The organism is Burkholderia sp. 4NA327C6 (assembly GCF_005502655.1).
Classification (GTDB): Bacteria; Pseudomonadota; Gammaproteobacteria; order Burkholderiales; family Burkholderiaceae; genus Burkholderia; species Burkholderia contaminans.
Map to the genome: position 1 here is coordinate 1 of NZ_SCNZ01000047.1, position 22,822 is coordinate 22,822.

The following is a 22,822-nucleotide window of genomic DNA, read 5'->3' on the forward strand; positions in this document are numbered from 1 at the left end:
GTAGTCGGACGGCTTGAGCGTCGCGGCCGAAACGCGCATGGTGCACGACGTCGCGACGCTCAAGCCGTCCGACTACCGTGCGGCGGACGGTGCGTCGTGGGTCATCTCCACCGTCACGCCGGCCGCGGACAGCGGCACCAACGTGACCGGCACGACCTACTTCGACACTGCGAAAGGCCAGACCGTCCCGGTGCCCGACGCACGACGCCGCTATGTGAATCGTGGCACGTGGCAGGTCATCGCGAGTTCGAGCCCGTCCGTACCCGCCACCGGCCGCTACGACTGGCTGACGCTCGCCTGGCTGCCGATCAACCGGCGGCCGTTGCCGCAAACGCCCGAGCACCTGTATTCACCGTTCATTCGCGGCGGCACGATCGTGTATCGATGGAATCCAGCCGCGGAAGGCGGCGAGCAGTTCGGCAACGTGCGGATGATCTTTCCGGAATGGACACAGCAGGTGGCCGATGCGTTGCGGGCGGCTCCGGCAGCGTCGCCGGATGGAGCGAGCGCGTCGGCCGTATCGTCGGCGCTCGATCGCTTGAAAGCGGACGCGAATCCTATGACCACCGTGCTCGACTTCAGTGATGCACTACGCGATGAACCGGTAGCGCGAATCGTCGCGAGGCTGCCGGAGCTGCTGCGGATGAAAGATCTGCACGAGCTGTCGGCGATCGTGTTCCTGTGCCTGTCCGGATCACGCGCCGAAGACCGGCCGCGCTTTGCGGAATTGATCAACGAGTCGATCGCGTCGACCGACGACAGCGCGCGGCTGCTTGCGATCGCGTATGGCGCATTCGCGGCCGGACGGGCGCGGCCTTATCCGTTCAACGATGCGGGGCAGACGGCGCGGATCGACGACGTGTTCGGTGCGTTGAAGCGGCGGACGGCGGCGCTCAATGTGCCGGTCGGGGAAGGTTCGCCCTGGTACGAGTTCTTCACCGCGTATCGGCTCGGTGGGGCGGCATCGCGAAACAGCCCATAACGGCCAGCCGCACAACACGTTCCTGCGCAACAGCCGCGTCGTCCAAGCTCGCCCCTGCCCGGCTTCCGACTCGTCCTAAGACCCGTCCTACACAATCTCCCGCCTGAATCGGCCCCGGCCGAATGATCCGGACGGTGCTGCTTCTTACCATGGCATAACGCACCAACGAACGGCCGACCGTCGTGTCGTTCGCGTCACCGGCCCCGTCCCGTCGCGTCCGCCATCGGCCCCACGCGATTCGTTCGCGATCTGCACAGAAGATGTTCCCCTGACGGGGACGCGATTTCGACCCGGTCTCCTTATAGTTCGAACAACTCAACTTTTTCCAGGAGTGCATTCATGTTTTCCTTCTCGATCCGCAACCTCGCCCGCTATGCCGTCCTCGCGTCGGCCGCCACCATGCTGCCCACCGCCGAAGCCGCATCCAGCCTGCCCGCGACGCCGACGATCCGCGCAATGGCCGGTGCGCAGCCGATCGACCATCTCGATCCGAAGACGACCGCGCTCGTCGTCATCGATTTCCAGAACGAATACCTGAACGGCAAGATGCCGATCGCCGACGTTCAACAGGCGATCGCCAACACGAAGCGGCTGATCGCTTTCGCCGATCGCAACGGCATGCGCGTCTACCAGGTGCAGCACATCGCGCCGGCCGGTTCGCCAGTGTTCGCGCTCGGCGGCAAGACCATCGAGTTCATTCCCGAGATGAAGCCGCGTGCGACGGACACCGTCGTGCAGAAGGAAACGGTGAGCGTGTTCGCGAGCACCGATATCGACAAGCGCCTGAAGGCAGACGGCGTCAAGACGCTGGTGATCGCCGGCCTGATGACGCACGCGTGCGTGGCCGGCGCCGCCCGGGATGCCGTGCCGCTGGGCTACAACGTCGTGGTAGCATCCGACGCGTCTGCCACGCGCGCCATCGTCCGCGCTAACGGCCAATCGATCGACAAGGACACGCTGCACCGTGCCGCGCTTGCCGAGATCGAAGACACGTTCGGCGACGTGAAAACGACGGCCGACATCCTCGCGCTGCCGCTGCGCTGATCGCCCGTCGTGCCGCGCCGGCCCTGGCTGGCGCGGCGAATCCGGAAACCTTCCTGACCGCGCATCGGAACCCGCCATGGATCAACTGCTCGCGATGCGCGTCTACCGAAACCTGGTCGAAGCCCGGGGATTCTCGGCCGCGGCCGATCGCCTCGACACGACCCATTCGACCGTATCGCGCCAGTTGAAGCTGCTCGAAGCGAGCCTCGGCGTGCAACTCGTCAACCGCAACACGCGGAATTTCTCGTTGACGCCCGCCGGCGAGCGCTACTACGACGCATGCGTCGACATCCTCGAACGCGTCGCGGCGGCATCGGAAGACGTGACCGACACGCCTGGCCAGCCATCGGGCGTGTTGCGCGTCAGCATGCCGCTGTCAGTCGGCACGCTGGAGATGCCCGCATGGTTGCCCGCGTTTCGCCGCGCGTACCCGGACATCCAACTCGACGTGTCGTGCAGCGACCGCTTCGTCAATCTGATCGGCGAGGGGTTCGACGTCGCGCTGCGCATCAGCAGCGGCCTGCCGGACTCCGACCTCGTCGCGAGAACGCTCGCGCTATCCGATGAAATTCTCGTCGCGTCGCCCGACTATGTCGCGCGTCGCGGTCTGCCACGCACGCCCGCGCACCTCGAGAAACATGACTTGCTCGCCTATAGTGGAAGCGACGATCGGACGAGCTGGCGCGTCACGCCGCTGCGCGGTGCACCCGTCACGATCCGGCTCGACGGCCCGCTGCGCATCGACGCGATCACCGCGCTGCATGCCGCCGTGATCGCCGGGCTCGGCATCGCCGCATTCACGCACCATACGGTGCGGGGCGACATCACGCACGGGCGGCTCGTGCCCATCCTGCCCGGCCATACGCTGGCGAAACGCCATTACTACGCGCTGTATCCGAAATCCCGGCATGTACCGCCCAAGGTGCGCGCGTTCGTCGATTTCGTCGCAACGCTTTACGACGCGCACGCATGACGCGGCGGCGCGTTCGCGCCTGCCGCGCCGTTCAGGCCGTCATGCCGCAGCGGCCGCCGGCGCGATATTCAGTCGATCCGATTCGGGGAAATCGCGGCTCACGTGATCGAGCTCGAGAGAAAGCCATGGTCGACACGTGCCGAATCGATTTTCGATCTATTCGACCTTTTGAATCGAATCGTCCCGTGCTAGATTTCCGCCCGGCCACAGAGCCATCTCAAATAACCCGAACAAAAAAAGACCAAATCATGAAATCTGTATTCCGTCATGCCGCACTGGCACTGGTGACGATCGGCTTCCTCTCGGGCTGCGCGAGCAGCGTGACACGCGACGCCGGCGATCAGGCAGGGGCCATCGCGACGGCATCGATGCCCAAATTCGGCTCGAAACCCGTGATCGTGCAAGTCACGCTCGACCATGCCGCCCAAGAAGCGCTGAAAGACAATCTGAAATTCAGCCCGGAGAACCTGAAAGGGAAAATCGAAAGTGCACTGGCCGCACGCAAGCTGCTGGCAACGGCCGGATCGACCGATGCGATGCACCTGAACGTCGAAGTCAACGACATTCGCGTGCGCTCGAGCTTCACGGCGGTGATGTTCGGCTTCATGGCGGGCAACGATCACGTCAACGGCACCGTGACGCTCGCCGACGCCGACAATCGTCAAATCGACCGCTTCAAGGTGTCGGCGTCGTACGCACTCGGCGGCATCGCCGGCGGCATGGACGATACGCGCATGAACTGGCTGTACGAGACGTTCACCGAGAAAACGCTGACGACGCTCGAACCGGCGGCCGACGCGCCGCAACAGGCTGACGCTTCGCAGGCGAAGAAGCTGTAATCGCCGGCGCCCGACGGGCCCCGCATGGGCGGCGCGTCGGGCGTCAGCCGCCGCGCCCGCCCTGCGACGGCGAAGCGGATATCGCGCGAGGCCGCGTTCAGCCGGCGTGTTCCTCCTTCAGCATGCCCTTCAGCAGCAGGCACGCCCCGCCACCCAACGCGCTCACGCACGCGACATAGCCGAAGTACAGTTGATAGCCGCGCATGCCTGGATACGCGGTGGTCAACCAGCCGTTCAGCAGCGGCAGGAACACATCCGGCGAGTAGCCGAGCAGCGAGATGATGCCGATCGCGAGCCCTGTGATACGCGCCGGTACGTCGCAGCGTTCGAGTACGCTCCAGTACAGCCCGCGCACCGCATACGTCAGCAGGCCGATCACGATCACGACACCCACGAGCAGCGCAATCTGGTTGAGCGACGGAAAAGCGATCAGCCCGACGAACGCGAGCGCCGCGCAGAACAGCGCGCCGCCGAGCACGTTCAGCGTGCCGATGCGATCGCCGACGAAGCCGCCGCCGATGCCGCCGATCGGCCGCATCCACAGCTTCAGCGACGCGATGAAGCCGGCCGCGACGATCGACATGCCGACGCCCTTCTGCTGCAGATACGGTGAAATGCTGTAGGTCGCCCACGACAGGTGGTAGCCGCAGAACACGATCAGCGCGAACACCCACAGCCGGCGATTGCGCGCGAGCGTGAGCAGGTCGCGGCCGAGGTGGCCTTTCTCCGCTGTCACCGCATCGTGCGCCGCCGCCCCGACCGTGTCCTTGACGAACAGCAGCAGCGCGCCGAGCGCGATGCATACCGTCGAATAGCCGGTGACCACCTGTCGGAACGCGCCGCCGTGCGACACGCCGCGCGTGTCGACGAGCCACGCGAACAGCGCGAGCGACGCGGTCGCCAGCAGCGCCTCGATCAATCCGCGGCCGCCGTCGAGAAACCCGAAGAACCGGCCCTGCTCGCTCGGCCGCGCAATCGTCTTCACGCGCTTGATCACGGACGCCCAGAACGTCAGGCCCGTCGTCACGCCCCAGCCGCAGAAAATCGCCATCAACGTCGCATACGACGGCGCGCTCGCATTCGAATACCAGAAGCCGAGCGCGCCGGTGCCCACGAGCGAGAAGCCGATCAGCCAGCGCGGCGGCAGCCGATCGGCGAGCCAGCCGCTCGGCAGGTAGCAGACGAGGAAGGTGGTGCCGAGCGCCGAATAGAGATAACCGAGCTGCGTGCGCGTGATTTGGAACAGGTCCAGCATCGTGTCCTGGTAGAACTGGCGCAGGTACAGCATCGGGTAGATCGCGCCGGCCGCGCAGACGAGCAGCGCAAGCTGAACGTAGCGGCCAGTGGACGCAGTGGTGGCGGTGTCGCCGGGGGGCGCGGTGCGCAGCGCCGCGTCATGGTTCGTCATGTGTCTCCTCCATCGGGTGATCCCCGCCGGCCGCTGGCCGGCTTAATGCAATTCATGCAATGCGCGAGTGAATGCCCGGTGCTCGCATCTGGCAGCGGTCCTATTCCGTTTAATCAGCCGACTGGAGTCGGTTCGCGGCCGCACCCACCGGCCACCACCAGGCATTCACGCCCGCACGCTTGACGAAAAAAAATCGGCCGCCCGGGGGAGCGGCCGTCAAGGAGAGATCCCTATTCGGGATGCCGGCGGACACCACTCCGGACCGGCCTGGGTATTGTTGATGAACGCGATTCCGCTGACCATCAGACCGGTCTGATTTGCAGCCTGCCCGCCTGAAAATCACGCCCTCCTGAGCCTGCCGCCTCCATCCAATCCGCAACGCGTCGTTACGTTCTCGACGGGAACCCCCATACGCGGCAACTTGTCGAATCGCCGCACTACCGTCGACGGCTTCATCGCCGTGGCGGACAATCACTTCTCCTCCTTCGTTCGTCCACGTCCAACTGTTCCTTTTCATGCTGAGCATCGGTCCCTTCTCGATCCGCGTCGTCGCGGTAGCCGCCGCCGCGCTGGTGGCGTGGCTCGTCGCGCGTTTCATCCAGCGCCGCCCGCCTGACGGGCATCACAAGACGGCATCGAGCTTGATCCTCGACGTGCTGCTGCTCGGGCTGATCGCCGCCCGCGTCGGCTATATCGCGCGGTGGTGGAGCGACTATGCGGCATCGCCGCGCTCGATCGTCGCGCTCGGCGACGGCGGCTTCGACTGGCGCATCGGCCTGGCGGCCGCCCTGGTATTCGCGGGCTGGCGCCTGCGCCGCTTGCCCGCGCTGCGGCGACCGGTGCTGGCCGGCATCGTCGCGGGCCTCGGTACGTGGGGCGCCGCGCAAGGCACGCTGGCGACGTTGCAGCAGAGTGCACCGCCGCTCGCCGCGATGCAGCTTCAGGCACTCGACGCGACGCCCGTGTTGCCGGCGAGCGTCCTCGGAAAGCCGGTCGTCGTGAACCTGTGGGCGACATGGTGCCCGCCGTGCCAGCGCGAAATGCCGATCCTCGAACAGGCGCAGCGTGACCATCCTGGCATCACGGTGCTGATGATCAACCAGGGCGAAAATGCGCAGACCGTGCGCGCGTTCCTCGAACAAAAGGGCCTGCGCTTCAATCACGTGCTGCTCGATCCGTCGTTGCACGCGATGCATGCCTATGGATCGCGTGGACTGCCGACCACGCTGTTCTTCAACGCAAAAGGCGAACTCGTCGAATCGCACATGGGCGAGCTGACCGCCGCGCGGCTGAAGGACACCGTCACGCAGCGCTTCGGGCAGTAATTCCCGGTGGCCGACCGGAAAGCGGCACCACGCCGCTTCGTCACATCCGCGCTTCGACCACGGCCAGGCGGTACACAAAGACCGATCCGATAGGCCTCATCGAAGGCGTCAGCCCGATCGTGTCCAACTTGCGCGACGGCCTGCACATCGGCCAGGAGACGGATGCCATCACGACGTATCTGTATGCGGCGCTCTGCCTGATGGCATCGCCGATGTGGCATCGGCCTACGCCGAAGGGCTCGACAAGAGGCCACGTGGCTTCAACGCCGGACCAGAGAATGCGCGCAAGCAGATGCAAGCACTGCATGCGTCAGCACGAACGGCGCCGGCCTACGTCGTGGGCCGGTCAGACAGACGGACGCCTGCGCTTCACCCGGTGCCAATCACCGGCGGCACCGCCGCACGACACCCGTGAACCATCAAGCGCGTGCACACTAAGCGTAGTATCAGTCTCGGTCAAATGGCGGATCAGGTTCGGTTGGCCTGTCATCGACACTGCGCTGTCTTCCCGTGAAGTGGGCGATATACCTGTGCGCGACGGGGCGGTCACGATGTGAGCACTCGGTGGCCGGCTCGAGTCGGGTAGCGCCGGGATCCAATTGCCGTGCCGGCATGTGCTGCACAAAATCCACAATAGCCATTGCCATGGTTCGGTCTTCCGGGATACCGGAATGTGCCAATGCTTGTGCGACCCCGCGCCAGACTGCCAATGTTTCGATATGTGCGTCCCGTAACACCATTGTTGCCCGCTCATCGAGCACTGATCGGTAAAAGCGCGGGGCAACTCCACGAGACTGCATCCGCACAACGGCCTGCGTCCGAAGACGTTGTGTCTCACCGCGAACCAGCCTCGGCGTTGCGTTGGCGTCGACCCCGTGTTCGCGCAACTGTCGCGCAAACACCTCGCGCCATATGCGCAGATCCCGCTTGCGCGGATTCAGACACCGCCCGTCAGGACCACGCACCCGAACACACAGATGTACGTGCGGATGCGGTTGGTCATCATGCTGTGCGAACACGTACGATCGTCCGTCGCCGAATATCTCGCGCGCGAATGCCCTTGACGCCTCTCGGACGGCCGCGCGGTCCGTGCCCGCGGGCATTGATAGCATCAAATTGAAGGTTTCCCGACGCCGGCTCTCTTCCGGCATCCCCCAACCACCCCACCGCCATTCGTCAAAAAGGTCCTGCAGGGCAGCGTCTCCGACCAACACGCGCTCGTCCTGGTCTTCCAGCTCGACATGGCCATCGCGTGAAATATATTGCAGATGTCGCCGCACCGCACCCATGCCCTGTGCGCCTGACGCTCTGTTGGTAATCTTGACCATGACCTCGGGCGCGCGTCGAAGCGTCAAAGCCAGTCGTTCGCGCAGACGCCGCGCATCGCGCGGCAATGCCACGCCGGGCAGATGCGGGGCGCGCACATGCCGCAGCGGCTCATGAAACAGTCGATCGCCCCAGTTGATAAGCAGCGCATCGACGTACTGTCTGGGAAACGGCATCTCAACGGCTCCATCGGTCCAGATTGGTTTGCAGCAACTGTGCGACAAAACGCAGATGTGTGAGGATTATGGCGCGCGAGTGCTCCCAATCGGACACGTGATGGCCCTCGCCCGTGTTGCGAGCAAGCTCACCCAGCCGCGTACGAATCGCGGCGAGCTGCCGATTCGATTCCGCAAGCAGCATCATCTCCCGGTTTCCCAATTGCGGCTCGCCGGTCAGATGAGCGCGAATTAACGCAGCAATCCATCGATTTGCGGTGAAACCCTGAACATGGGCCAGTCCTTTGATACATTCCAACTCGGCCGGCATAAGGCCTACGCCGATTCGTACAAACGGCTCACTCGGCGCCGAAAGTACTGCAGACGTGTCGGGCGGCTCATGGGCGATGTCCAGTGCTTCGGCCACGAGCCGCCTGATCCCCTCGCCGGCGCTCACCCCGTTCTGCACACATCGTGCCTGCCACAAGGGCTTGAGCGGACCCAGTTCGACCGCAATGCGCGCTCGGTTTCGCGATCCCATGTTCGTCTACCGTTCGCCAGGCAACGGCATGGCGGGTGCCTGATCGATTTCTCGCGACGGGGTAGACGATTGCTGGTGTTCGACCTTTTCCGCTCGCGCGGACGGTACCGCCGGATCGAACACGCGAGGTCGGGGAAGCTCGACGCCCTCGGCGTGAAGCGCGTCGAGCATGCGCACAGCGCGACGCTTAACACGATCGACCGAACGATCACTGAAACCCTGCTCGCGCATGGCCGCCACAATCACGGCGAGATGAATCCCATCGTCCTCCCATTTCGCGTGGCGCACCGATGCACCCACGGGACGGACTGGACTCTCGTCACGGACACTCCCAGGCGTTGCAATCGTCGCTGCTGACGGCTGCAGCGCTAGATGGGCAGAATCGCGATCGTGCGTGTGTTCAGTAGGCCCATTCAACTCAGAAAGGCGTGCGAGGTCGACAGGCTTCGGTGTGTACCCGCTTACCTCAATACCGATTGAAGCGGCCTGCAGCCATACTTCGCGGCAAAAAGCGTCGTGCCCCGACACGCGAATGCGCGTCCACGCCTTCGCCTGCACCATATCTACCATGGAAGCAACAATGTCTGTACGGGTGTGCGTCGTGACGAGATATCGCCCCCGATCCTCGAATGCCAGCGAGTATGGGGCATCCTTCAGAAAATACTGACCGCCGGCGCGCAGGCAGCTTCGCCTAACTCGCTCTGGCGCGTCGGCGATCTGCGTGAACTTCGGCACTGAATCTATCGCACTGGTGTCGGACACACCGTCCGTGCCGGCGTCGTCTCGCCCCGCCTCGACGCGGCTGCCAACCACACGCGCGTCAACTGGCATGCAGCTGTTTCCATCGATTCTCGCGATTGCGGCGTCGCTGGGCGCGACATGCGTCATTGGTGCCATGACACGTGCCGTGGCACGGCTTTACCAGCGTTGCGGTCTGGCGCTCCAACTCGTCAACACAGTCGAAAATGCAGGCCGTCCAGCCTACCTGATCGGTGCAATCGAACTTAGCCGATCGACGTTCACGAACCTGGGGTGCGACGCTCACGCGCTACTGGGTGCCGTGACATGGCTCGGTGCCCGTCACGCGCGAGTGGGACTTTCGACGTTGGCGCCTCCACCTGAAACCAGCGGCCATTGATCCAGGCCGCTGGCCGGCGCCGGACTCCGTGTCTGAGCAGAAACTGATGCCGCATCTCGGCGAGATGCCGCACAGCGCCCGGTTTGAAAACGCCGACTGGGCGCGAACCTGCTACATGCGTGGGCCCGAGCGATGATGTCGGCGATCCGCATCTTTCACCCAGTCCGGCCGAATCGCAGATGCGTATGCCTGAGCACTGCGTGACGCTTCGCCATTGGGCTGAGCAGAAAACCCAAGGCGCTCGTCGATGGCGCGCGCCACGGTCGACGATTTGGGCAGGCGTCGAGGATCACAACCAGCCCAAAACGTGAACATGCTCTCGAACAGCACGCCCAAGATCGTGGTCGTATAAGGCAATTCGACCGTGACAAGCTTGCCGGTTGAGTCAGCTCGCATGGGCAAATCGGTCATTGGCATTGCGGTGTCGCCCATGCCCATATACATCGCGTGAAGCTCGCGTTGCAAGCGCATCTCGACGTCGCAATGGCTGATCGAAGAATTGACAATTGCACGGGTCAGTTTGGCGAGTTCCTGGGTTTTCAGTTCGAGGCGATTGTGCAATCGACCGACTTCCTGTTCTACTCGCCGCACCCGCGCTTGCAGCGACGAGTGTTCGTCGAGCGGTGGCGAACACCGCTCGTTCGTGTAGTCAGCCTTCTCGGGGCGTTCCATGCGTCCACCTCTTCACGACCATGATCACCTCGGCACAGAGCCACAACGGGATCAACCTATTCAAAAGCGCCAACACCACGCGCAAAAAACCAGCTGAATCACTACGCACTCGATGTGTGACGTCGTCGCATGTCGTTGGCCGGTCCGCCAATGCAGTGTTTATTGCAGAACGACGCGTCGTCAACTAGGAGACTATGGAGGTCAGAAGCCTCAAGTTTTCCGCGACAATCCATTCGAACGCACGCACCCTCGCTTTCGCGAGCTGGTTTGATTGGTCATACGAGCCGATCTTTCCGAATTTCGACGCGAGCTCATCCGATAGGAGTCGATTCGATGCCAACGTATCTCGAATTGAAGGCGCAAGCTGAACAGCTCAGACAACAAGCGGAACAGGCCCGCCTGGCTGAGCTTGACATTGTTCTCGCGGAGGTTCGCGCGCGTGTGGCCGAATACGCGCTGACTGCCGAGCAGATCTTCGGGCGTCGGCGCAGCGCATCTGCCACGCGGGTCGGCCAAGATCGTATCCCGGCTCGGTATCGCGATCCCAAAACAGGCGCGACGTGGAGTGGCCGCGGTCGCGAACCCGGCTGGATCAAGGGGAAAAAGCGCGAGCGATTCCTGATCGAACAGGTTTAGAGGTGCATTGCGTGGTTTTCCGTCCCGTCTCATGTTGCGCGCGCAAGGTACATCAGTTGCGTTGAGCGGGCACAGCGCACAACGTCTCGGGACCACGCTCGATGAGCGCTAGTACAGCCCGGTGCAAATCTGCGAAGCACATGCGTTAAAGACTTAGAACGGCACCGATAGGCAGAGCGGCGCCAACTCGAGATGCGCCATTGCGTCGATCTTTATGGTTTTCGGCGCCCCCCTATAAACAGCGCCAGAACTTGGCCTCAGACAAGTTCATATCGGACAAGTCCGATTGGCCGGGCGAGATGCCATCCGTACACTGCTGCACATGATTTCGCTGATCCAGTCCTCCTTCAATACGGCGCGCAATGCGCTCACGCATGTCGTGCGCCGCCCTTCGTTCGTGCGCAAGCTCGACATCGCGGTGCTCGTGCTGATTGTCGCGAGCGTGCTCGTCGTGATGGCCGACAGCGTGCAGGAGCTGCATGCGCAGTACGGCCACACGCTCTATGCGGCCGAATGGGCGTTCACGCTGCTGTTCTCGGCCGAATATCTGCTGCGCCTTTGCACCGCGAAGAAGCCGGCCGCGTATGCGCGCAGCTTCTTCGGCATCGTCGATCTCGTGTCGGTGTTGCCGACCTATCTCGCGTTCTTCTTCCCCGGCCTGCATGCGCTGATCGACGTACGGCCGCTCCGGCTGCTGCGCGAGTTCCGTATCCTCGGGCTGTCGATCTATCGCGAGGAAGGGCATTTGCTGATGCGGTCACTCGCCCGCGCGCGGCGCAAGATCTTCGTGTTCATCTGCGGGATGTTCGTGCTCGTCGTGATTCTCGGCACGGTGATCTTTCTCGTCGAAGGGCCCGAGCGCGGGATCACGAGCATTCCGATGGGCATCTACCGGGCCGCCGTGAATGCCTCGTCAACTTGGCGACGATAGTCGTCGCGATCCAGACGATCGGTCCACACGCCGAAGCGCACGAGATCGAATCCAGTCTGGCGGATCCGTCGTGCATCGTCCGCCGTGAATGACTGGATCTTTACCTGTACGCCGATGCGCGGCTTCTGGCGCGAAGCGGTGGGCAAGCGAGGCCGATCAGCGGTGGCCGACAAGGATGCAGATGCCGCGCAAGCAAGTGCGGTGGCGATGAGCGGCGGTGGAATCCGGAGCGTGGGCATCGGCGATTCGACGGTAGGGGTAAGCGAACGGCGGTGGCCGGCCGATGTGCACCGCCTCGCCAGGGTATCGGGCGTCGATTGTTGCAGAACGCCCCTCGCTTCACTATCAGACCGGTCCGAGCACTTCGTCGAACTTCCGGCTGGCCCGCGCCAATGTGGAGTGCCTCGCCCCGATTCGCTCAGGGCCGCGACAACACCAGCACGCGCCCACCCACCCGATGCAGCTTGAGCCAGCCCATATCGGCGGTAAAACGCAGCTGCTGCAAGTTGAAATCGAACGTGGCCCGCTCGGCCGCCTTGATCACGGCATCGGCGATCCAGCGAATCAGCACCTTGCCCTCTTCGGTGGTTTGATGGCCGGTCTGGCCGCCGCAGAAATGGCGATTCCCGGCGTTGACCTGCATCTGCAACTGCATCCAGTGACCCGGCAGGCCCGGCAAGGTCCGGAACAGGTCGGCCACGCGCTGCGTCGTCAGGCTGCGCGCCCACAGCGCGCTGTCACCATCGGGCCGCTCCAGGTCGTGGCGATCCGCAGCCTGGGCTTGGCCCTTGATGTCGCCTTTCAGGGAATCGGGTTTCGACATGACGCTTTCCTCGTGAGGGGCCCTGCAGCAGGCCGGTTGAATGGACAAGGACTTCGGAGAGCGAGCGGGCTGACGCACGGGGCGCTTCAACCCCAACGTTCGCGGCTGCCCCAAACGACATGCCGGCGACACGCGCCGGCATCAGTGTGCGAACGGTTCGGAGGGTGCCTGCCCGATCCGACGAAACGATACGCCCATTGCAGGCATTCGTCGCCTGTCGGGTATGTCAGGCTCACTATCTGGGCCCTACCCTATTCAGACATCTGGGCCGCATCGCCGAGCAGCGCGTCATCGGGCCTTCACGTGACGAGGAAGGGCATCGCTTCCTGGCAAACGCCCATGCAGCCAACAAGGCTTTGATCAATTGATCGAGGACATCAAATCGCGTTGAGTCCCCCAATCACGCAGTCGTGCAAATCCGGCCACCACGATCGACAGCCGGCTTGATCCGTGGCGCCCCGCGTAGCAGTGCCGGCGACGACATCGACACCCGATACACGGCCGCGCCGGACACCCCCGGCGCGGCCGCCAGCGCCCTTCTTACGCGACAGCCTTCACCGCCGGCTGCACCCCAAAAAACGTCGCCTGCGCCGCTTCGTCCGCGCGCGCATACGCGCGGTTGATCCCGCTGATCACCGCGCGGATCGACGCGGTCGTCAGGTTCGCGTCGATGCCCACACCGAACGCGCTGCCGCGCACGCCCGTGCCGGCCAGTTCCGCAATCGCGATCGCCTTCGCATCGGCGCCTTGCGACAACGCGCGCTCCTCGTAGTGCTGGATCCGCAGCGGCGTACGCAACGCATGCATCAGCGCATCGAGCGGGCCATTGCCTTCACCACGCAGCACGCGGCGCTCGCCGTGCACGTCGGCGGTCAGCACGATCGTCTCGCGGCCGTCGCGCTCGGTCAGCTCATGGCCGACATAACGCAGCGGCGCATCGCCCTCCACATATTCCTGCTGGAACAGCGACCAGATCTGCGCGCTCGTCACCTCGAGCCCGCTGTCGTCGGTCAGGCGCTGCACGGCCGCGCTGAAGTCGACCTGCAGGCGGCGCGGCAGCGCGACGCCATAGCTCTGCTCGAGCAGGTACGCGATACCGCCCTTGCCCGACTGGCTGTTCACGCGAATGATCGAGTCGTACGTGCGGCCGACATCGCTCGGATCGATCGGCAGGTACGGCATTTCCCACACGGCATCGGGGCGCTGCACCGCGAAGCCCTTCTTGATCGCGTCTTGGTGCGAGCCGGAGAACGCAGTGAACACCAGGTCGCCGACGTAAGGATGACGCGGATGGATCGGCAACTGCGTGCATTCCTCGGCCGTGCGCGCGACTTCGTTGATCTGCGAGAAATCGAGGCCCGGATCGACACCCTGCGAGTACAGGTTCAGCGCAAGCGTGACGAGATCGACGTTACCGGTGCGCTCGCCGTTGCCGAACAGGCAGCCCTCGATCCGGTCCGCACCGGCCATCACCGCGAGCTCGGCCGCCGCGACCGCGGTGCCGCGGTCGTTGTGCGGATGCACGGACACGATCAGCGCATCGCGGCGCGCGAGGTTGCGGTGCATCCATTCGATCTGGTCCGCGTAGAAGTTCGGCGTGCCGACTTCGACGGTGGCCGGCAGGTTCACGATCGCCTTGTGCTCCGGCGTCGGCTGCCACACGTCGAACACGGCGTCGCACACTTCCTTCGCGAAATCGAGCTCGGTCGCCGTGAAGGTTTCCGGGCTGTATTGCAGCGTGAAATGCGTGTCGGTCGCGGCGTCGGCGAAGCGCTTGATCGTGCGCGCGGCGCTCACCGCGAGGGTCTTCACGCCGTCGCGATCGAGGCCGAACACGATCTTGCGGAATTCCGGCGCGGTCGCGTTGTACAGATGCACGATCGCGCGCTTCGCGCCGCGCAGCGAGTCGAAGGTGCGCTCGATCAGGTCGTCGCGCGCCTGTGTGAGTACCTCGATCGTCACGTCATCGGGAATGTGGCCGCCTTCGATCAGCTCGCGCACGAAGTTGAAGTCGGTCTCGGACGCCGACGGGAACGCAACCTCGATCTCCTTGAAACCGATCGCGACCAGCATCTTGAACATCCGCATCTTGCGCGCGGCGTCCATCGGCTCGAACAGCGACTGGTTGCCGTCGCGCAGGTCGGTGCTCATCCAGATCGGCGCCTGCGTGATCGTGCGCGTCGGCCATACGCGGTTCGGCAGGTTGACGGGCGTGAACGGTCGGTACTTCGTCGCGGGGTTCTTCAGCATCATGATGGTCGGTCCTCGGTCGGTTTATCGGGAAACCGCCGCGCGCTGGCCATCCGTCAGGGTGGCAGGCTGCGCGCGGCGATGAAAACGGGTGATAGCGGTAGCAAACGGCACAACGGCAAAGCGGTACGGCAAACGACGGCCTTGGCGGTTGAGCGACCGGGACGGAGCGGAGCGATTCGGAAGAAGGACGAACTCAGGCGCCGGTCGACAACCGGGGCCAGGTCGGTGATGCGGGGGAAATCTGGCGCTTCAGGAACGAAGCAGATGGAAAGCGCGCAGCCGCAGACCCAGCCCGGAGAAACGGGCTAGTAGTCGTAGCGAGAAGAGGGGCTGGGCGGCTTGCATGGCCGAAATCAGATCACAGGGGGATAGGGGCTGTCAACGGGCCGAGTGCAAATGGCGCGGAATTTGACCGCTCAGAATCAGTCCTGTCCGATAGGCGGCGCACCGCGCTGTCGATATCCTTCATGGGTGCGGCGCCGGTGAGGCCCCTGTTCACGTTCGGAGTGAGTTGGTCTACGTACTTCGCCGGTTGCCGCACCCCCTCCTGTTGCATTCAATCGGGTTTCGGTGTGGGCGTTCGGTGGTGGCCGGTGGGCGCGGCCACGACCGAGATGCTGATGTTGAAACCAACGCTGCCATATGCGAACGCCGAGCGTCCGCGCCGAAGCCCGATTGCTTCCCGCCGCCTCCGCTGCCTCGCCTGCGCAACCGAGCATCATTCAGAAAATCGATACACACGCCGATATAGTTTCCTGAATATATCGAAATAGGATCTATTAAATACATTTCACTAAATCGATTAACCTCAATTTTCGATTTATTGAACAATAGCGATTCCCCGGCGAATATTTTTTTATTTATTTTTCGGCATGCTCGGTACGTCGCGTTTCAAACTGCAAACGTTTGCGCGACAAGGCTTGAAGCCTTATCCATCATTCCTCAGGAGGAAAGCATGGCCGATTCTCAAACGTCATCCAATCGCGCCGGCGAGTTTTCGATTCCGCCGAATACCCCGTTCCGCGCGATTTTCTTCGCGAATGCCGCCGAGCAACAGCACATCAAGCTGTTCATCGGCGACAGCAAGGAACCCGCCGCGTATCACAAGCTGACGACGCGCGACGGCACGCGTGAAGCGACGCTGAATTCCGGCAACGGCAAGATCCGCTTCGAAGTGTCGGTGAACGGCAAGCCGTCGGCCACCGACGCGCGCCTCGCGCCGATCAACGGCAAGAAATCGGACGGCTCGCCGTACACGGTCAACTTCGGGATCGTCGTGTCGGAAGACGGCCACGACAGCGACTACAACGACGGCATCGTCGTGCTCCAGTGGCCGATCGGCTGACCTGACGCGCGGCTGACGCACATCTGACAGCTCACCTCCGCCGGCCGCCTCCGGGCCGGCCGGCGATTGCGCGCCGCCTTCAGCGGCACCACCCGCCTTTGCATCGAAACCCACCTACCAACGGAGACATCCATGCCCCTCCTTTCGGCTTCGATTGTCAGCGCACCCGTGGCGACATCGGAGACTTACGTCGACATCCCGGGCCTGTACATCGACATCGCCAAGGCAGAGATTCGAGACGGAAAACTGCAGGTCATCCTCAACGTGCCGACGCCTTATGCGACCGGCAACAACTTCCCCGGCATCTACTTCGCGATCGCGACCGACAAGGGCGTCGTCGCGGACGGCTGCTTCACCTATTCGTCGAAAGTGCCCGAAGCCACCGGGCGCATGCCGTTCACGCTCGTCGCGACGATCGACGTCGGCACTGGCGTCACGTTCGTGAAGGGCCAGTGGAAAAGCGTGCGCGGCAGTGCAATGCACATCGATTCGTACGCGAGCCTGTCCGCGATCGGCGGCGCGGCCGCGCAGTCGTCGTCGCAGGGCAGCGGAAGCGGAAGCGGCGAAACCGGCGCGGGCGGCAACCCGGGCAGCACGGGCAGCACGGGTAGCGGCACGATCGGCGGCGGCGGCGAGCGCGACGGCACGTTCAACCTGCCGCCGAACATCAAGTTCGGCGTCACCGCGCTCACCAATGCGGCGAACGACCAGACGATCGACATCTACGTCGACGACAACCCGAAGCCCGTCGCCACGTTCAAGGGCGCCGGCGTACAGGACCAGAACCTCGGCACCAAGGTGCTCGACTCCGGCAAGGGCCGCGTGCGCGTGATCGTGATGGCGAACGGCAAGCCGTCGCGGCTCGGCTCGCGGCAAGTCGACCTCTTCAAGAAGTCGTACTTCGGGATCGTCGGCTCGGAAGACGGCGCCGCCGACGACTACAACGACGGCATCGTGTTCCTGAACTGGCCGCTGGGCTGAACACGATGACTCACGGCGCGGCAGGCAGCGCGCGCCGTTGTCGAATCCGCAATGGCGACGGGGCCAACCACACATTGCGAACCGATTCATTCGAGCAGTCAGTCGCAGTTCCACTGCTGTACTCCGTGCGCGGCAACGGCGAAATCCATTCGCCGGCCGCGCAACGCGAGACCTTACATCGAGACGAGGACGACATGTCACAACCGTTTACCCATGACGATCTGTACGCCCTGCTGCAACTCGCCGGCAACGATGCCACCGCCGTCCAGGCGAACGGCGACCAGGCGGTGCTCGACCGGATGCGCCAGTTCATGACCGCGCAGCTCGTGGAAAAGCTGCCGCAATACGATGTGTTCGTCGACATCGCGACGATCCCGTACAGCTTCGACGTCGGCAGCTGGCAGAACAAGGTGAAGGCCGATGCGGCCGGGCAGGTGGTCGCCTGCACGGTGACGTGGGCGGGCGCGCCCGGCGTGCTGCCCGGTGCCGCGGCGAAATTCGGCGTCGGTGCGGTGGTCAATTACTTCTCGAAGGCAACGCCGCAGCCGCAACCCACGCAGCCGGGTACCACGACGTCCGGCGGCGGCGAGCGCGACGGCGTCTTCAACCTGCCGCCGAACATCGCGTTCGGCGTGACCGCGCTGGTCAATTCGTCTGCACAGCAGACGATCGAGGTCTTCGTCGACGACAACCCGAAACCGGCCGCGACGTTCCAGGGCGCCGGCACGCAGGACGCGAACCTGAACACGCAGATCGTGAACTCCGGCAAGGGGAAGGTGCGCGTGGTCGTGACGGCAAACGGCAAGCCGTCGAAGATCGGTTCGCGCCAGGTCGACATCTTCAAGAAGACCTACTTCGGTCTGGTCGGGTCGGAAGACGGCACGGACGGTGACTACAACGACGGGATCGCGATCCTGAACTGGCCGCTCGGCTAAGCGGCGCCACGCTACAACCCGTCATCGCCACGCCGCCTGGCGTGGCGATTCGCTTGGACGCCCGTGCCCGTCCTCGCCTCGCCTCGCCTCGCCTCGCCTCGCCTCGCAAGAACGATCAAACGCCCCCGCCGCCGATACCATATAGTCCGCCCGACACGCTCATTGGAAAGCCATGAATCCGGTAGGACAAGCACTCTGGTTTATCGAAACCAAACTGGACCGCGAACTGACGCTCGACAGGATTTCCGCCCATTGCGACATGACGCGCTTCGGCTTCTCGCGCCTGTTCTCGATGAACACCGGCTGGCCGGTGATGCGCTATGTCCGGTCGAGGCGGCTCACGCGTGCGGCGCACGCGCTGGCGCAAGGCGCACCGGACATCCTGCAGGTGGCGCTCGACGCCGGCTATGGCTCCCATGAGGCGTTCACGCGCGCCTTCCGTGATTGCTTCGGCATGACGCCCGAAGACGTGCGGGCACGGCGCACGCTCGATGGATTGTCTCTTGTGGAGCCGCTTCGCATGAAAGAACTGAAGATCATCGACGTTGTACCGTCACGCTTCGAAACCGCCGGCAAGCGGCTGATCGCCGGCATGAGCGACCGCTACACGTTCGAAACCAACGAAGGCATTCCGGCGCTGTGGCAAGCGTTCATCCCATACATCGGTACCCTTCCCGGCCAGGTCGACGATGTGACCTACGGCGTGTGCTGCAACCCGGATGCGGATGGCAGCTTCGAGTACATCGCGGGGGTGGAAGTCGCGAGCCGCGACCGGTTGCCTGCGCCATTTCGCTGGATCGAACTCGAACCGCAGCGGTATGCGGTCTTCGAACACGTCGGGCATATCTCCACGCTGCACCAGACGTTCTACAGCATCTGGAACGGCTGGCTGCCGACGTCCGGGTTCAAGGCGGTCGACGCGCCGGAGTTCGAGCGCTACAGCGCGGACTACGATCCGGTGACGGGTGCCGGCGTGCTGGAAATCTGGCTGCCAGTCGAACCTGCCGTGTAAGCGGTTTGCCCCGATCGGCCGCGACGCCACCCGCCGCAGCCGATCGATCAACGCGTCGCCATCGCCGACCTCACCACGCCCACCGCACGCCCGCATTCCCGGTGATCGTGCGCTGGTGCTCGCCGCCGAGGTTCGTCAGGTAGCTGACCGTCGCATACACGCTGCCGCGCTTCGTCAGTTGCGCCACGAGCCCTGCGCCGATCTGTCCGGCCGTTTGCCCGACCTGCGTGCCGATCGTCGTCGAGCCGCCGAAGGTGGTCTTGTCGTCGGTGCCGAACGCGCGCAGCACGTTCACGCGCAGGTACGGCTTCCAGCTCACGCCGTTCGCATCGAACGCGTATTGAAGTCGTGCGCCGATCCGGCCGAGGAACGTGTTGCCATTGTTCCAGCTCACGCTCGAGATCCCGTCGTTGAACCGGTCGAGCGACAGCCATTGCCATACGAGCTGCGCCTGCGGCTCCAGCGTCAGCCCGTAGCCGAGCGCGATCGGCAGCCCGGCCTCGACCGAGCCCGTGAACGCGTTGCCGTTCGTCGAGCCGCCGACGTTGTCGCTCGAATGCGTGCGAGCCGTGAGCGCACTGCCCATCAGCACGGCATCGGTGTACCAACCGCCCGGGCCGATATGCGTCCAGTAACCGCCGAGGTTGTACGCGTTGACCTGCAGCGAACCGACGCCCATGTCCTGCTGCGCGAGCGCGAAACCCTTCACGTCGCCGACCGCGCGCGAGAACCCGAGGAAGAAGCCGTAGTGGTTGCGATGGCCACTCGCAGTGGTATCCGCGTACAGATCCTGACCGACCTGCATCCCCCACACCGTGCCGTCGTACGACGGCGTCACGTCGCCCTTCTGCTTGATGTCGCTGTGGCCGCCCCATACGCGTGCCCACGAGGCGGGTATCGAACCGTTCTCGGCCAGTAACCCCTGTTCGCCCTGCCGGTCATGGAACGTGTCGATCTGCAGCAGCCCGAGCTGGCGCGCGACGGCCGGCGCTTCCGCGTACAGCGGCACTTCGGGGCGGTAGACCGGCTCCGGATTGCCGCCCGTTCCCGCGTGGTCGACCGCCTCGACGATCGATTCCGGCGTGCCTTCGGCCGGCGTGATCGGCGGCACGGCCGGCGGCGTCGGCTGGCCGGGCGCGACGACCGGCGGCTGCGGCTTCGGCGGCACCGTGTTGCGCAAGTACCAGCTGTCGCCCGTGCCGTTGGCCGTACCGCCCTTCGCGAGAAAGTACGTGTAAGCGCCGGCGCTGACCGAGCCGCCCGACAGCGTGAACGCACCGGCGCCCGTCGTCGCGCCGTTGGCGGCCTGCACGACCTGGATGCCGTCGGCCACGGTCTGCGCGCCGGCGCCGCCGACGTTCGTCACCTTCAGCGTGCTCGTGCCGCTCGCCGCGCCGCCGCTGACGATCAGCTTGTCCGACGGCGCGCCGTCGCCGGCCAGCGTCGTGTTCAACGCGATCGTCGCGTTTTGTCCGACGTAGTTGCCGGCAACCGTCAGCGTGTTGCCCACGCCGCTGCCGCCAAGTTGCACAAGGCCCGCGTTCGTGAGGTTGCCCTTGATCAGCAGGTTCCCGGTCGGCCCGCTCGCAAGGCTCGCGAGCGCGTTCGCGACCGAGATCGTGCCGCCGCTCGTCACGTCGCCCGTCACGCTGCCGTAGCCGCCGAGCGTCGCGCCCGATGCGACCGTCACGAGGCCGCCGCCGGCCAGCGCGGCGACGCTGTTCGATCCGTCGCCGACCACCAGCGTGCCCACGTTCACGTTCGTGCCGCCGGCGTAGCCGTTCGTGCCGTTCAGGGTCAGCGTGCCGCTGCCGAGCTTCGTCAGCGAACCGGCCCCCGAGATGTTCTGCGCGATCGTCGAATTGAAACCTTGCGTGTCGATCGTGCCGTTGTTCGACGTGATCGACACCGCGCGGCTCGATGCGGGGTTGAACGAACTGCCGAGCTGCAGCGTGCCGCCGTTCAAAGTCAGGCTTCCTGACGATGCGCCGAGCGCGTTGTCTGCCGCGACCGACAGCGTGCCTTGCGTGATCGTCGTGCCGCCGGAATACGTGTTGCCGCCCGCGGCGGAAGGCGCAACCGTCAGCGTGCCCGCGCCGGTTTTCTCCACCGCGCCCGAGCCGCTGATCGTGCCCGCGTAGGTGCCGGCGCTGTCCTGCTGGAATCGCACGAGCCCGTTGTCGGTCACCGACAAAGGCAGGTTCGACGCATTCGCCTGCAGCGTCGCACCCGCGTTGACCGTGGCCACGACCGACGCCGTCGTCGTGCCGAGCGTGCCCGTGAGGTTAAGCGTGCCGCTCTGCACGAGCGCGGTCGAGAACGTGCCGGTGCCGGCCCACGTCCAGTCCGTGCCGGCCATCGTCAGGCTCTGGAAATTCGTGAACGCATTCGACGCGGTGCCCGTGCCCTGCAGCGTCACGCTGTTGGTGCCGGCGCCGCCGTTCGCCGTGCCGACGATCTGCGAGCCGGTCTGCAGGATCAGCGTCACATTGCCGTTGCCGCCCTGGATCGCGGTGCCGCCGCCGCCCTGGATCAGCCCCGCGTTGGTGATCGTCGTCGCACCGTTGGTCGAGCGCACGCCGATCCCGTTGTTGCTGATGATCTTGCCGCCCGCCTGGTTCGTGATCGTCGCGGTGAACGAGCTGCCGAGCGTGTTCGACACGACCGCATCGACGCTGCCGCCGCTCGTCGCGGTGCCGGTCGTCTGGATCGTGCCGCTGTTGACCAGCGTGTCGTTGTTGCCCTGCATGTAGACGGCCGGCGCATCGCGGCCGTTCGACGTCAGCGTGCCGCTGTTGGTGATCGTGCCGTTCCCGCCGAGCAGCGACGCCGCACGCGCGTTGTTGCCCGAGGCCGTCACGGTGCCGGCGTTGACGATCTGGTTGCCCGACGCGCCGGGGTTGCTCTGCCCCCACGCGGCCGTCATCCCGTACGCGTTGTTGCCGGTGGTCGTGATCGTGCCGTTGTTGACGAGCGTGTTGTTGTTGCCGTTCGCGGCCATCCCGTCGTTGTAGGTGCCGGTGGTCGAGATCGTGCCGCTCGCGCCGTTGGTGATCGTGTTGTTGTTGTTCACGCCGATCAGCACCGCGCCGCGATTCGCGACGCCCGTACCGTTGCCGGACATCGACAGGGTGCCGTTGTTGGTGATCGCGCTCTGCGTATCGACGGAGAACGGCGTCGGTGTGGATGTCACGACATAACTGCCGGTCGCGGTCGAATCGATGTTGATCGTGACGTTGGTGCTGCCGGTCGCGGCCACGACCGACGGGATGTTCGCGCCGGAACACGTGACCGTCGCTCCGCTGCCCGGCGGGGTAGCCGGGGTACATGCCGCATAGGCCCCCACCGGCATCGCACCGGTCAGGATCACCATCCCACCCAAACCCAGGTTCCGCCTCGTTCTTTTCATCGTTCCGCTCGCATTTATTGGTGACGTTATTGCTGCAAATCGGTGCGTGAAACGGGTTATATCACCTGACTTGAAATAATCGCAAGATCGGAAC

General features: G+C 64.5%; 19 protein-coding genes. 11 read left to right on the forward strand and 8 right to left on the reverse strand.

What is annotated here, in order from left to right; genetic code table 11:
• Window positions 1-37 precede the first annotated feature (37 nt).
• The 4 genes from FFS49_RS33200 (at window position 38) to FFS49_RS33220 (ending at window position 3,838) form a co-directional block, all read left to right on the forward strand.
• On the forward strand, window positions 38-982 hold the full coding sequence (locus FFS49_RS33200; protein WP_249362362.1) for a hypothetical protein: 945 nt from the start codon (window positions 38-40) through the stop codon (window positions 980-982).
• Window positions 983-1,321: 339 nt separating this feature from the next.
• Window positions 1,322-2,026: an isochorismatase family protein gene (locus FFS49_RS33205; RefSeq protein WP_083417658.1), complete on the forward strand. Its 705-nt coding sequence runs from the start codon at window positions 1,322-1,324 to the stop codon at window positions 2,024-2,026.
• Between the two features lie 76 nt (window positions 2,027-2,102).
• Window positions 2,103-2,999, forward strand: a complete 897-nt coding sequence (locus FFS49_RS33210) for a LysR family transcriptional regulator (RefSeq protein ID WP_105817599.1) — start codon at window positions 2,103-2,105, stop codon at window positions 2,997-2,999.
• 248 nt (window positions 3,000-3,247) lie between these two features.
• Window positions 3,248-3,838 (forward strand): DUF4410 domain-containing protein, encoded by a 591-nt coding sequence (locus tag FFS49_RS33220; protein ID WP_105817600.1) that lies wholly within the window; start codon window positions 3,248-3,250, stop codon window positions 3,836-3,838.
• A 97-nt stretch (window positions 3,839-3,935) separates the two neighbouring features.
• Here the strand turns inward: FFS49_RS33220 and FFS49_RS33225 are convergent, their stop codons facing one another.
• Complete coding sequence (locus FFS49_RS33225; RefSeq protein WP_224755785.1) at window positions 3,936-5,126, reverse strand: MFS transporter; 1,191 nt, start codon at window positions 5,124-5,126, stop codon at window positions 3,936-3,938.
• Between the two features lie 635 nt (window positions 5,127-5,761).
• Between FFS49_RS33225 and FFS49_RS33230 the strand changes: the two genes are divergently transcribed.
• Window positions 5,762-6,571: a TlpA disulfide reductase family protein gene (locus tag FFS49_RS33230; RefSeq protein ID WP_105817602.1), complete on the forward strand. Its 810-nt coding sequence runs from the start codon at window positions 5,762-5,764 to the stop codon at window positions 6,569-6,571.
• A gap of 446 nt (window positions 6,572-7,017) precedes the next feature.
• On the opposite strand, the gene FFS49_RS33240 is transcribed toward FFS49_RS33230, so the two are convergent.
• From FFS49_RS33240 to FFS49_RS33260, 4 genes are all read right to left on the reverse strand, one after another.
• Window positions 7,018-8,073 (reverse strand): relaxase/mobilization nuclease domain-containing protein, encoded by a 1,056-nt coding sequence (locus tag FFS49_RS33240; protein ID WP_105817603.1) that lies wholly within the window; start codon window positions 8,071-8,073, stop codon window positions 7,018-7,020.
• Between the two features lies 1 nt (window position 8,074).
• Window positions 8,075-8,479 (reverse strand): hypothetical protein, encoded by a 405-nt coding sequence (locus tag FFS49_RS33245; RefSeq protein WP_224755776.1) that lies wholly within the window; start codon window positions 8,477-8,479, stop codon window positions 8,075-8,077.
• A 120-nt stretch (window positions 8,480-8,599) separates the two neighbouring features.
• Window positions 8,600-9,424, reverse strand: a complete 825-nt coding sequence (locus FFS49_RS33250; RefSeq protein ID WP_224755777.1) for an LPD7 domain-containing protein — start codon at window positions 9,422-9,424, stop codon at window positions 8,600-8,602.
• A 418-nt stretch (window positions 9,425-9,842) separates the two neighbouring features.
• Window positions 9,843-10,403, reverse strand: coding sequence for a hypothetical protein (locus tag FFS49_RS33260; protein ID WP_105817604.1), 561 nt, complete (start codon window positions 10,401-10,403; stop codon window positions 9,843-9,845).
• Between the two features lie 333 nt (window positions 10,404-10,736).
• Here FFS49_RS33260 and FFS49_RS33265 point away from each other — a divergent pair, with 333 nt between their 5' ends.
• Window positions 10,737-11,039, forward strand: coding sequence for an H-NS histone family protein (locus tag FFS49_RS33265; RefSeq protein ID WP_105817605.1), 303 nt, complete (start codon window positions 10,737-10,739; stop codon window positions 11,037-11,039).
• A 322-nt stretch (window positions 11,040-11,361) separates the two neighbouring features.
• On the forward strand, window positions 11,362-11,970 hold the full coding sequence (locus FFS49_RS33270) for an ion transporter (RefSeq protein ID WP_224755778.1): 609 nt from the start codon (window positions 11,362-11,364) through the stop codon (window positions 11,968-11,970).
• Window positions 11,971-12,388: 418 nt separating this feature from the next.
• Here FFS49_RS33270 and FFS49_RS33280 read toward each other — a convergent pair whose 3' ends face one another.
• The gene (locus FFS49_RS33280; protein ID WP_105817606.1) at window positions 12,389-12,793 is read right to left on the reverse strand and encodes a peptide ABC transporter ATPase; all 405 of its coding nucleotides are present in this window, start codon (window positions 12,791-12,793) and stop codon (window positions 12,389-12,391) included.
• A 540-nt stretch (window positions 12,794-13,333) separates the two neighbouring features.
• Entirely contained in the window at window positions 13,334-15,043 is a 1,710-nt protein-coding gene (gene leuA / locus FFS49_RS33285; RefSeq protein WP_171026874.1) for a 2-isopropylmalate synthase, read from the reverse strand.
• 958 nt (window positions 15,044-16,001) lie between these two features.
• Here leuA and FFS49_RS33290 point away from each other — a divergent pair.
• The 4 genes from FFS49_RS33290 (at window position 16,002) to FFS49_RS33305 (ending at window position 19,319) form a co-directional block, all read left to right on the forward strand.
• Window positions 16,002-16,391 (forward strand): fucose-binding lectin II, encoded by a 390-nt coding sequence (locus FFS49_RS33290; protein ID WP_046548975.1) that lies wholly within the window; start codon window positions 16,002-16,004, stop codon window positions 16,389-16,391.
• A 132-nt stretch (window positions 16,392-16,523) separates the two neighbouring features.
• Window positions 16,524-17,372 carry a fucose-binding lectin II gene (locus tag FFS49_RS33295; protein WP_105817608.1) on the forward strand — a complete coding sequence of 283 codons (849 nt, stop codon included), beginning with the start codon at window positions 16,524-16,526 and terminating at the stop codon, window positions 17,370-17,372.
• Between the two features lie 194 nt (window positions 17,373-17,566).
• Window positions 17,567-18,307 (forward strand): fucose-binding lectin II, encoded by a 741-nt coding sequence (locus FFS49_RS33300; protein WP_039344674.1) that lies wholly within the window; start codon window positions 17,567-17,569, stop codon window positions 18,305-18,307.
• Between the two features lie 172 nt (window positions 18,308-18,479).
• The gene (locus tag FFS49_RS33305) at window positions 18,480-19,319 is read left to right on the forward strand and encodes an AraC family transcriptional regulator (protein WP_105817609.1); all 840 of its coding nucleotides are present in this window, start codon (window positions 18,480-18,482) and stop codon (window positions 19,317-19,319) included.
• Window positions 19,320-19,389: 70 nt separating this feature from the next.
• Here the strand turns inward: FFS49_RS33305 and FFS49_RS33310 are convergent, their stop codons facing one another.
• Complete coding sequence (locus tag FFS49_RS33310; RefSeq protein WP_224755779.1) at window positions 19,390-22,728, reverse strand: autotransporter outer membrane beta-barrel domain-containing protein; 3,339 nt, start codon at window positions 22,726-22,728, stop codon at window positions 19,390-19,392.
• Window positions 22,729-22,822: the final 94 nt, after the last annotated feature.

Excerpts from the sequence above, each read along its gene's own strand:
- FFS49_RS33200 (WP_249362362.1), top strand. The coding sequence starts at position 38 with ATGGTGCACGACGTCGCGACGCTCAAGCCGTCCGACTACCGTGCGGCG.
- FFS49_RS33205 (WP_083417658.1), top strand. The coding sequence starts at position 1,322 with ATGTTTTCCTTCTCGATCCGCAACCTCGCCCGCTATGCCGTCCTCGCG.
- FFS49_RS33210 (WP_105817599.1), top strand. The coding sequence starts at position 2,103 with ATGGATCAACTGCTCGCGATGCGCGTCTACCGAAACCTGGTCGAAGCC.
- FFS49_RS33220 (WP_105817600.1), top strand. The coding sequence starts at position 3,248 with ATGAAATCTGTATTCCGTCATGCCGCACTGGCACTGGTGACGATCGGC.
- FFS49_RS33225 (WP_224755785.1), bottom strand. The coding sequence starts at position 5,126 with ATGCTGTACCTGCGCCAGTTCTACCAGGACACGATGCTGGACCTGTTC.
- FFS49_RS33230 (WP_105817602.1), top strand. The coding sequence starts at position 5,762 with ATGCTGAGCATCGGTCCCTTCTCGATCCGCGTCGTCGCGGTAGCCGCC.
- FFS49_RS33240 (WP_105817603.1), bottom strand. The coding sequence starts at position 8,073 with ATGCCGTTTCCCAGACAGTACGTCGATGCGCTGCTTATCAACTGGGGC.
- FFS49_RS33250 (WP_224755777.1), bottom strand. The coding sequence starts at position 9,424 with ATGCCAGTTGACGCGCGTGTGGTTGGCAGCCGCGTCGAGGCGGGGCGA.
- FFS49_RS33260 (WP_105817604.1), bottom strand. The coding sequence starts at position 10,403 with ATGGAACGCCCCGAGAAGGCTGACTACACGAACGAGCGGTGTTCGCCA.
- FFS49_RS33265 (WP_105817605.1), top strand. The coding sequence starts at position 10,737 with ATGCCAACGTATCTCGAATTGAAGGCGCAAGCTGAACAGCTCAGACAA.
- FFS49_RS33270 (WP_224755778.1), top strand. The coding sequence starts at position 11,362 with ATGATTTCGCTGATCCAGTCCTCCTTCAATACGGCGCGCAATGCGCTC.
- FFS49_RS33280 (WP_105817606.1), bottom strand. The coding sequence starts at position 12,793 with ATGTCGAAACCCGATTCCCTGAAAGGCGACATCAAGGGCCAAGCCCAG.
- leuA (WP_171026874.1), bottom strand. The coding sequence starts at position 15,043 with ATGCTGAAGAACCCCGCGACGAAGTACCGACCGTTCACGCCCGTCAAC.
- FFS49_RS33290 (WP_046548975.1), top strand. The coding sequence starts at position 16,002 with ATGGCCGATTCTCAAACGTCATCCAATCGCGCCGGCGAGTTTTCGATT.
- FFS49_RS33295 (WP_105817608.1), top strand. The coding sequence starts at position 16,524 with ATGCCCCTCCTTTCGGCTTCGATTGTCAGCGCACCCGTGGCGACATCG.
- FFS49_RS33300 (WP_039344674.1), top strand. The coding sequence starts at position 17,567 with ATGTCACAACCGTTTACCCATGACGATCTGTACGCCCTGCTGCAACTC.
- FFS49_RS33305 (WP_105817609.1), top strand. The coding sequence starts at position 18,480 with ATGAATCCGGTAGGACAAGCACTCTGGTTTATCGAAACCAAACTGGAC.
- FFS49_RS33310 (WP_224755779.1), bottom strand. The coding sequence starts at position 22,728 with ATGAAAAGAACGAGGCGGAACCTGGGTTTGGGTGGGATGGTGATCCTG.